Source organism: Kitasatospora sp. MBT63 (assembly GCF_000710465.2).
Lineage (GTDB): Bacteria > Actinomycetota > Actinomycetes > Streptomycetales > Streptomycetaceae > Kitasatospora.
Genome location: NZ_JAIZ01000776.1, coordinates 1 through 3,413 on the forward strand (window position 1 = coordinate 1; position 3,413 = coordinate 3,413).

Sequence of the window (3,413 nt, forward strand, 5' to 3'; positions counted from 1 at the left end):
AGGGGGGACCCTGTGGGAGAGTAGGACGCCGCCGAACAATCTTTCAGAGAAGCCCCCCGCCTTCCCAGGCGGGGGGCTTTTTTGTTGTATGGTCAGTGCCGCACAAGTTGTCATGAGTACCAGGAGGCCCCCAGGTGGAGGTCCAGGAGACGCGAGTCCAGACCGACCGTGTCCTCACCATTCCCAACCTGCTGAGCATGGGCCGGCTGGTCGGGGTGCCGATCTTCCTCTGGCTGATCCTCTGGCCGGTGTTCGGCGGTCCGAACAACGACGGCTGGGCGATCGTCATCCTGATGCTGAGCGGGGTGAGTGACTACCTCGACGGCAAGCTGGCGCGCCGCTGGGGGCAGATCAGCCGGCTGGGGCAGATCCTGGACCCGGCTGCGGACCGCCTGTACGTACTGTCGACGCTGATCGGGCTGACCTGGCGCGAGATCCTCCCCTGGTGGGTGACGGCGATCCTGCTCGCGCGTGAGGTGTTCATCGGCTCCCTGCTGCCCGTGCTGGCCCGCTACGGGTACGGGCCGCTCCAGGTGAGCTTCCTGGGCAAGGCCGCCACGTTCAATCTGATGTACGCCTTCCCGCTGCTGCTGCTGGGGACCGGGACGAGCTGGTTCGAGCGGACCGCGGAGGCGGTCAGCTGGGCGTTCATCTGGTGGGGCACGGTGCTCTACTGGTGGGCGGGCATCCTGTACGCGGTGCAGGCGCGGCAGATCGTGCGGGCCGCGCGGGCCGCGGCGGTCTGAGGCCGCCGGCCGGGCCGCGGGTGGTCCGGCGAGACGTTTCACACGGCTTGCCCGGTGCGTCGGACGGTTTGATCCGGGTAGACAAGCTCTTGAACGGTTTGATGGATCCACAGGGTTCACCACCGAGAAGGAGGACGCACCCGCAATGAAAGCCGTTGTGATGGCAGGCGGGGAGGGCACCCGCCTCCGCCCGATGACCTCGAGCATGCCCAAGCCGCTCCTACCGGTCGCCAATCGGCCGATCATGGAGCATGTGCTTCGGCTGCTCAGGAAGCACGGCCTCTCGGACACCGTCGTCACGGTGCAGTTCCTGGCCTCCCTGGTCAAGAACTACTTCGGTGACGGCGAAGACCTGGGTATGCACCTCACCTATGCCAACGAGGAAGTCCCGCTGGGCACCGCGGGCAGTGTGAAGAACGCCGAGGACGCGCTCAAGGACGATTCCTTCCTGGTGATCTCCGGGGACGCGCTGACCGATTTCGATCTCTCCGAGCTGATCGCATTCCACCGGGCCAAGGGCGCAATCGTCACCGTGTGCCTGACCCGGGTTCCCAATCCGTTGGAATTCGGTATCACGATCACTGACGACGAGGGCCGGGTCGAGCGCTTCCTGGAGAAGCCGACCTGGGGCCAGGTGTTCTCGGACACGGTGAACACCGGTATCTATGTGATGGAGCCCGAGGTCTTCGACTACGTGGCGGCCGGTGAGTCGGTCGACTGGTCGAGCGACGTCTTCCCTCAGCTGCTGAAGGAGGGCAAGCCGGTCTTCGGGTACGTCGCCGAGGGCTACTGGGAGGACGTCGGCACCCACGAGAGCTATGTGAAGGCGCAGGCGGACGTCCTGGAGGGCAAGGTCCAGGTCGAGCTGGACGGGTTCGAGATCTCGCCCGGGGTGTGGATCGCCGAGGGCGCGGAGGTCGACCCGGAGGCCGTCCTGCGGGGGCCGCTGTACATCGGTGACTACGCGAAGGTGGAGGCCGGGGTCGAGCTGCGCGAGCACACCGTGCTCGGCAGCAACGTGGTCGTCAAGCGCGGGGCGTTCCTGCACAAGGCGGTGGTCCACGACAACGTCTACATCGGGCCGCAGTCCAACCTGCGGGGCTGTGTGGTCGGCAAGAACACCGACGTGATGCGGGCCGCGCGGATCGACGACGGGGCGGTGATCGGCGACGAGTGCCTGATCGGCGAGGAGTCGAACATCGCCGCCAACGTCCGGGTGTACCCGTTCAAGACGATCGAGGCCGGCGCGTTCGTCAACACCTCGGTGATCTGGGAGTCGCGCGGGCAGGAGCACCTGTTCGGCGTGCGCGGGGTGTCGGGCGTGCTGAACGTCGAGATCACCCCGGAACTGGCGGTCCGGCTGGCCGGGGCGTACGCGACGACGCTGAAGAAGGGCGCGACCGTCACCATCGCGCGTGACCACTCGCGGGGCGCGAGGGCGCTCAAACGGGCGATGATCTCGGCGCTGCAGACCAGTGCGATCGACGTCCGGGACCTGGAGAACGTACCGATGCCGGTGGCCCGGCAGCACACCGCCAGGGGCAGCGCGGGAGGCGTCTTCCTGCGGACCACGCCGGGGGTGCCGGACTCGCTGGACATCCTGTTCTTCGACGAGCGGGGCGCCGACCTGTCGCAGGCCGGGCAGCGGAAGCTGGACCGGGTGTACTCGCGGCAGGAGTTCCGGCGCGCGTTCCCGGGCGAGATCGGCGACCTGCTGCACCCGGCCAGCGTCTTCGACTCGTACGCGACCAACCTGCTGAAGTCGATCGACATCAGCGGGGTCCGCGAGGCGGGCCTCAAGGTCGTGGTCGATGCCGCGCACGGCAGTGCGGGGCTGGTCCTGCCCAGCATCCTGGGCCGGCTCGGCGTGGAGGCGCTGACCGTCGACAGCGGTCTGGACGAGTCCCGGCCGACCGAGGACGCGGAGGAGCGGCGGGCGGCGCTGGCGCGGCTCGGTGAGCTGGTGGCCTCGTCCCGGGCGGCGTTCGGGGTGCGGTTCGACCCGGTGGGCGAGCGGGTGTCCTTCGTCGACGAGCTCGGGCGGGTGATCGACGACGACCGCGCCCTGCTGGTCCTGCTCGACCTGGTGGCGGCCGAGCGCCGGAGCGGACAGGTCGCGCTGCCGGTGACCACGACCCGGATCGCCGAACAGGTGGCGGCGTACCACGGCACGCAGGTGACGTGGACCTCCACCTCGCCGGACGACCTGGCGAAGGCGGCCGCGGCCGAGGGCACGGTGTTCGGCGGCGACGGGCGCGGCGGCTTCGTGGTGCCCGAGTTCAGCGGTGTGCTGGACGGTGCGGCGGCGTTCGTGCGGCTGGTCGGGCTGGTGGCCCGTACGCAGCTCACGCTGAGCCAGATCGACGCCCGGATCCCGCAGGCGCACATCCAGCGCCGGGACGTCGCCACCCCGTGGGCGGCGAAGGGCATGGTCATGCGGTCGGTGGTGGAGGCGGCCGGTTCCCGGCGGCTGGACACCACGGACGGCGTGCGGGTGGTGGAGCCGGACGGCCGGTGGACGCTGGTGCTGCCGGACCCGGCCGAAGCGGTCACCCACCTGTGGGCCGAGGGGCCGGACGACCAGGCCGCCCAGCAGCTGCTGGACGAGTGGGGTGCGGTGGTGGACTCCGCGGGCCGGTAACCGCGAACCGGTAGCCGAGTGGCAGG

At 69.4% G+C, this 3,413-nt stretch carries 2 protein-coding genes; both read left to right on the forward strand.

The window, feature by feature from the left end; genetic code table 11:
• Window positions 1-134 precede the first annotated feature (134 nt).
• Window positions 135-746: a CDP-diacylglycerol--glycerol-3-phosphate 3-phosphatidyltransferase gene (gene pgsA, locus AA75_RS40150; RefSeq protein WP_033825427.1), complete on the forward strand. Its 612-nt coding sequence runs from the start codon at window positions 135-137 to the stop codon at window positions 744-746.
• Window positions 747-891: 145 nt separating this feature from the next.
• A complete protein-coding gene (locus AA75_RS40155) occupies window positions 892-3,387 on the forward strand; it encodes a mannose-1-phosphate guanyltransferase (protein WP_033825428.1) in 2,496 nt (831 codons plus the stop codon).
• The last annotated feature ends 26 nt before the right edge of the window (window positions 3,388-3,413 follow it).